At 64.3% G+C, this 6,395-nt stretch carries 6 protein-coding genes and 1 pseudogene; 1 reads left to right on the top strand and 6 read right to left on the bottom strand.

Annotated elements, in window-relative coordinates:
* Nucleotides 1-52 precede the first annotated feature (52 nt).
* Nucleotides 53-856: pseudogene (locus WEA77_RS03740) on the bottom strand (Glu/Leu/Phe/Val dehydrogenase); the annotation flags it as partial.
* A 144-nt stretch (nucleotides 857-1,000) separates the two neighbouring features.
* On the opposite strand from WEA77_RS03740, the gene WEA77_RS03745 reads away from it, so the two are divergent.
* Entirely contained in the window at nucleotides 1,001-2,455 is a 1,455-nt protein-coding gene (locus WEA77_RS03745; RefSeq protein ID WP_368066525.1) for a TrkH family potassium uptake protein, read from the top strand.
* Between the two features lie 3 nt (nucleotides 2,456-2,458).
* Here the strand turns inward: WEA77_RS03745 and WEA77_RS03750 are convergent, their stop codons facing one another.
* From WEA77_RS03750 to WEA77_RS03770, 5 genes are all read right to left on the bottom strand, one after another.
* Nucleotides 2,459-3,283 carry a sulfite exporter TauE/SafE family protein gene (locus WEA77_RS03750; RefSeq protein WP_368066526.1) on the bottom strand — a complete coding sequence of 275 codons (825 nt, stop codon included), beginning with the start codon at nucleotides 3,281-3,283 and terminating at the stop codon, nucleotides 2,459-2,461.
* A gap of 59 nt (nucleotides 3,284-3,342) precedes the next feature.
* Nucleotides 3,343-3,576, bottom strand: a complete 234-nt coding sequence (locus WEA77_RS03755; RefSeq protein WP_368066527.1) for a hypothetical protein — start codon at nucleotides 3,574-3,576, stop codon at nucleotides 3,343-3,345.
* Nucleotides 3,577-4,152: 576 nt separating this feature from the next.
* Nucleotides 4,153-4,569, bottom strand: coding sequence for a DUF1489 family protein (locus tag WEA77_RS03760; RefSeq protein WP_368066528.1), 417 nt, complete (start codon nucleotides 4,567-4,569; stop codon nucleotides 4,153-4,155).
* 10 nt (nucleotides 4,570-4,579) lie between these two features.
* Nucleotides 4,580-5,317, bottom strand: a complete 738-nt coding sequence (locus tag WEA77_RS03765) for a hypothetical protein (protein WP_368066529.1) — start codon at nucleotides 5,315-5,317, stop codon at nucleotides 4,580-4,582.
* A 178-nt stretch (nucleotides 5,318-5,495) separates the two neighbouring features.
* On the bottom strand, nucleotides 5,496-6,395 hold a 900-nt coding region (locus WEA77_RS03770; RefSeq protein WP_368066530.1), incomplete at its 5' end, for an amidohydrolase family protein.

Below are 6,395 nucleotides of genomic sequence, written 5' to 3' on the forward strand. Positions count from 1 at the left end.
CATTGATGACATAGTCGGGCGCGTAAAGGATGCCCTGGCGGCGCAGGAACTAGCCCATCTCCGGCACGACCAGCTGGTTGTTGGCGCCCCCGGCTACGCCCTTTACCTTCAGGCGCGACAATGTCTTCTCGTTGATGATCGCGCCGAGCGCGTTCGGCGAGAAGATGTCAGCCTCGGTGTCATAGATGTCGTTCGGCGCAACAATCTGCGCGCCGGTACGCCTCGCCACGGCGGCAAGGGCGTCCTGATCGATGTCGGTGATGATCAGGCGCGCGCCGGCCTTTGCAAGGTGATCGCAGGTATACCCGCCGACTGAGCCGACGCCCTGGACAGCGATGGTTCGCCCGTTGAGGTCGTCGGTGCCGAACAGGCGCCGCGCCACTTCCCGGATGCCGAGATAGACGCCTTTCGCGGTCACCGGCGATGGATCCCCGCTGGCGGCCGCGCCCTCATCGAGACCCGCCACGTAGCGCGTTTCCTCGCGCACGACGGCCATGTCCGCCACATCCACCCCGACATCTTCGGCGGTGTAGTAGAGGCCCTGAAGGCTTTCGACAGCCCGGCCGAAGGCGCGCAAGAGCGCCGGCGACTTGTCCGATTTCGGATCACCCCAGATAACCGCCTTGCCGCCGCCCAGCGCGATACCGGCCATCGCATTCTTGTAGCTCATGCCCTGGGAGAGACGCAGCACGTCGGTCAGCATCGCGTCGCCGGTTGTGTAATTCCACATCCGGCAGCCCCCCGCCGCCGGCCCCAGCGCCGTGGAATGGACGGCAACCGTGCATTTCAGGCCCGTGGCCGCGTCGTGGAAGGCGTGCACGCCTTCGTGACCGTCAAATGAGGGGTGGTCAAACATCGGGGCAACTCGGCAAAAAGGGTTACAAATGAAACGAATTGCGCCGCTCTAGCCCCCTGCCTGCCGGCGGGTCAACCGGGTGAGCCCGTGGCAGGCGAACCCCGTTGACACCTTTGCAGTATTTCCGGCGTAAGGTGCCCGCGCATGCAGCTTCGCCCCGTCATTCTGGCCATTGGCATCATGACCGTGCTGCTCGCTGCGGCAATGCTGCCCTGCGCGCTGATCGACCTGGCGGACAATGACGCGCAGGCGCACGTCTTCGTGGTTTCCGGCAGCCTGTCAGGGCTGCTTGGCGGCCTGTTCTGGGTTCTGGCGCGCGGCGGTGAGCTTAGGATGGGCCAGCGCGAAGCTTTCCTGCTGACCGTGATCGTCTGGGTCTTCCTGCCGGCCATTGCCGCGATCCCATTCATCGTTTCAGGCCATTCAGTAACCGATTCATGGTTCGAGAGCGTTTCCGCGATCACCACGACCGGCGCGACAGCGTTCACGGGCCTCGACGAGATGCCGCGCGGCTTGCTGCTCTGGCGCTCGATCCTGCAATGGATCGGCGGCATCGGTATCATCGTGACCGCAGTTGCCATCCTGCCCCAGCTGCGGGTCGGCGGTATGCAGCTGTTCCAGCTCGAGAGCTCAGACATGACCGGCAAGTTCCTGCCGCGGGTGTCCGATGTGGCAGCCTATATCGGTTACGCCTATCTCATCATCTCAGCGCTGTGCGCACTGCTCTATGGCATCACTGGCATGAACTGGTTTGATGCGATCAACCATTCGATGACGACCGTCTCAGCAGGCGGCTTCTCGACCTATGATGCCTCGTTCGGCCACTTCAACGGAAGCGCAGCGATCTATGTGGCAATCGTCTTCATGACGATTGCCGCCATGCCGATCAGCCTGTTCGCCATCCTGATCCTTCAGGGCCGCATCATGCCGCTGATCCGGGATCCGCAACCGCGCATGTTCGTCGCGATCGCTCTGCTGATCGCCGCCATCATCGTATTCTATCATGAGGTTCACCTCGAAGAATCTGCTTTTGAATCTACCTGGCAGGCCGGTGTTACTGCCATCTTCAATGTCATTTCGGTGATCTCCGGCACCGGTTATGCCTCGGCCCCCTACGACACCTGGGGCGATCCGGTGATCGCGCTCATCCTGCTGGCAACGTTCCTCGGTGGTTGCGCCGGGTCCGCCTCCTGCGGCATCAAGATGTTCCGCCTGGAAATCACCGGCAAGGCTATCTTCGCCTGGTCGCAGCGCATGGTGCAACCGCACCGGAAGGCGCCGATACGCTATGGCGGCCGGATCGTGGATGAAGATACGCTTCAGTCCGTGATGGTGTTCCTGTTCCTCTATCTGGCGACATTCATGGTCGCCGCCGCGCTTCTGTCCTTCACCGGGCTCGACACCTTGTCGGCGATCTCTGCGTCAGCGACGAGCGTCTCAAACGTCGGCCCGGGACTTGGTCCCATCGTCGGACCATCCGGCACATTCGCGCCGCTCAGTGATACAGCGAAATGGATCTGCGCGACGGCGATGTTGCTCGGCCGCCTGGAGTTCGTTGCCTTCTTCGTGGCCCTCACGCCGCGCTTCTGGCGCGGGTAAATCCTAAAGGCCGAGGGCCTGCCAGACCATACGTGCGGCCACCAGCACCAGCAGCGCCCCGAACAGTTTGCGCAGATTATCCGCAGGCAGACGATGTGCGAGCGCTGCGCCCACCGGCGCCATCAGTACCGTGAACACCGAGATCAGGCCGAACGCGGGCAGGTTCACGAACCCGGCCGACATCGGCGGCAAGCCCTCGCGGCCCCAGCCGACGAAGATCGCGGCAATGGCGCCCGGCAATCCGATCGCCACACCCCAACCGGCCGCGGGCGCGACCGCGCGGTGAATCGGCATGCCGAACAGCGTCATCAGGCTCACCCCGAAGGTTCCACCGCCAATGCCCATCAAGGCCGACAATGTACCGATACCGGCGCCGAGCCCGGCGCGGGTGGCACCGCCCGGCATCTGCTCCGCCAGTTTCCAGCCCGGCCGGCCAAACGTCAGCTGCGCTGCCAGCAGGAGCAGCAATGTGCCGAACAGGCCCAGCAGCAGCTGCTTCGACATGATCCCGGAAAGGCTGATACCAAAGGTCGCGCCGAGCATGATCCAGGGCGACCAGGTCCGGATGATGCCCCAGTCCACAGCGCCGTGCCCGTGATGTGCCATCACGCTGCGGGCGGAGGTCAGGATGATGGTCGCAAGCGAGGTGGAGACGGCCACGTGCATCGCCGTCTCGCTATGCCCCATCCCGTCGAGCAGGAAGAACAGCACCGGAACGATCACGGCGCCGCCGCCGATGCCGAACAGGCCCGCGACGAGGCCTGCGAACAGGCCCACCGCGACGAGCGACACGATCAGACCGCCATACTGGGAAAGGAAATCAGCCATCGGCCCGCCTTAGCGGCCCGGCGAGGCGCTGTCGATTGACCGGGTGCGCGTCGGCCGCCTCAATGATGATGGTGATGCGGCTCTGTGTTGATCTTGGCGCACTTGCCACACTTGATGACAACCCCGTGCGCATCCCGGTGCGAGACATTGATCAGCAGCTTGGTCTTGCAGCCGCCGCAGCGGTAGGTCTCGTCCCCGCCGCCCTCGTGGACCGGCGCGCCGGCCTTGTGCTCGATCACGTTGGCGCCTTGGGCCTCCTGCGGCGTAAGGAGGATCATGTCGAACTGGGGCATGCGCAGGGCCTTTCATGAACTGGGATCAAGGCGGACTGTTTCCACCAGCCTGCGCCATTTTTCAATGCTGTTGCCGGCTTTATCAGCAACAGCGTATCGCGCGTCCCGGCATCGTTCAGGCCTGCTTGCAGGGCATAGAGATGCCCGATCAGGTCCTATGTGGACTTCGAGTGCCGGCAATAGCCGTCCACAAAGAACCACACACCTTCGTAGCGCACGGCCACCGCGGCGCCCTGCGGCTTCTCGCGGCTCCAGTTGACCGTGAAATAATCGCCGATGACGTCGCTCCAGGGCTGGCCGGCCGAGCAGGCCGTGCGCGCAGTACCGGGGGTTTCCGCCCCGGGTCTGCATCACGAGGCCGCCATGTTCCGGCGGCACGTCCACCTTATGTGACAACGCCGCCAGCATGCCCAGCAGGCTTCGCCCGCGCAGGGGCGCATCACCCTTGCGCTCGCCGCAGGTTGCCAGCGGTCCATAAACCAGGGTTTTCATGTCAATTTCCCACTCACGCCGCTTAAGGCGTAAGAACGGGTAGATCAGGTCAACCTGACTAACCGGAGACGGGAAAGCGCCGCGCTACCAGACCCCCGCATTCTTGAGCGCCGCATCAAGGCTCGGCGGCAAGTCCGCGGCGGCCTCGCCGGATTTCAGGTCGCGCGGCGCTTCGCCCGGCTTCAGGTAGCGCCAGCCCTGGAACGGCCGCTTCGGTTGGGCATAGGTGCGCACGAGTTCGGGATCGAATACGAGTTCGCACATATTCTTTCCGTCTTCATCGGCGACCGAGCGGATGTCGATGATGCGCTGGCGCACCCGGATCGCCCGCTTGATGACCCAGTAGATGGAGCCGCCATCCAGCATTTCCTCGGCGCGCTTCGGCGCCATCCGCGTGTGGTGGACGGGATGCGGCAGTTTCTTCATGAGGTGTTCCTGCCAGTCGGCCAGATCGTCGATATCGTCTGCGCCGACGCAGAGCTTGACCATGTGTATCGTCATGGCGCCGAGTTTAGCGTCCCGGCGACCCCGGTCCAGAGGCCATGTGTAACGCCGCAGCGCGCCGGGCATCATACTGGGCCTCGGCATCGGTGCTGGCGAAAAAGAAATAGACGTCTGTCACCCGCGCCTCGAACCGCCGCTCGATCCGTTTGAAGGCAGCGCGCGCCTCAAGGTCGATTGTGAAGCCCGACACATAGGAAAAGCCCCAGCGCGGTTCGGTCTTCAGGTGATAGCTCTGCTCATAGCGGGTCAGCTTGCCACCCGAGGGGCCCTTGACCGGCTTGGGCAACGTATAAACGATGCGCTGGAACCGCTCACCGACCGGATCAAGCCAGGCGGTCGCCTTCAGTCGCTCGGCGGCCCAGACGTCGAACTCGGTATCGTTATAGTTCGGGTGATGCTTGAAATTCAGGCGCCAGGCGTCTCCGTCCGTGTTCACGTCCACCTGTGATCCGAGGCTTTCGCGCAGATCATCCGGAAACAGGCGCCCGTCCGGCGCAGGCTCGGCCGCCCAGCTGGCAGCAACCTGGTCCAGTTCCGGGTCATGGCCGAAACGCTCCACAACCACCCAGCGCGCCCCGGCCGGCAGGCGCGGATCGAACAGGTAAGTCTGGCGGGAGGAATTGGACTCGAGTTCCACCGTGAAGGCCGCGCGCAGGGTTTCCGGCGCCTCGGTTGCCTCCAGCGCGGCATGCATCGGACCGGACCCCGTGGCCATGGCGAGCGAAATCAGGAACGCGATCAACATGGCTCTACCCAATCCGGACGGCGCTGTCTCTTCGCCTTCGATTATGGCAGCTATGCGGCATGCCAGGACCACAGGCCCGTTTTCGCCAAGCGCACTAAACCGGAGGCGGGTCAGCCTGCGGCTTCGATTATTTACGGGAGCTGATCAGAACCGCCGGAAAAAACTCTGGCGCGCGCCCCTATCGCTTGAAGGCGAGCGGACGCTGGCTTTCGTCGAGGGTGCGGTAGCGATCGCGCAGCCTGGTCTGGCGCGAGCCCATCGGCTGCCCCTCGCCGTCGATATAGACAGCCGTCGGCGCCGAAACGACGTCCAGCGGATCCCCGTCCCAGGCTACAACATCGGCCACCCCGCCTGGCGCGAGCGTGCCAAGGCCCGGCATGCCAAATGTTTCGGCCGGCGCCGTCGTCAGGGCACGCATCGCATCATCGAACGCCATCCCGTTGGCCACCGCATTGCCGGCAATCTGCGTCGCCAGCCGCGCAAGATGGCTGTCATTGTCGAGGTTCACGATGGACACGGTGACACCGGCTTCGGCAAGGCGTTTGGCATTCTCCGCGGTCGAGGCAAGCTGCGAGAAACTTGAAGGCAGGTTCGAGAAGGCGTCGACGATCACCGGAATGTCCAGCGCCGCAAGGCGCCGGGCGACCCGCCAGCCCTCGTCCGCGCCGACAATCGCGATACGAAGCGAGGGGTTCTGCTCCCTGAAGTCCATGATGGCGTCCAGGTCGCTCGCCCGGCTGGCCTGGAACAGGATCAGCTGGTCGCCTTTCACCGCCGGCATCAGCGCCTGCGCATCCATGCGGGTCAGCACGTTGCCGTCATTGTGGCTCATGTAGCGGGCCGCGAAGAAGCGGACATCGTCGAACGCGCCCCGCAACGAGGCCCAGGCCGCAGGGCGCGATCCGCCGGAAAGGCTCGCGCCGGATTCGCCGATGGTGATGTAGGCAAAGGCCCGCTCCCGGAACACGCTGCCCGGCAGGCCGGACGTATCGGCGAGGAAGCCCTGTCCGCCGAACAGTTTCGACCGGGCTGCGGCGCGACCACCAACCGCGTGAAGCCGGCGAGCCGGGTCACGGGG

The organism is Hyphomonas sp., from assembly GCF_040882205.1.
Lineage (GTDB): Bacteria > Pseudomonadota > Alphaproteobacteria > Caulobacterales > Hyphomonadaceae > Hyphomonas.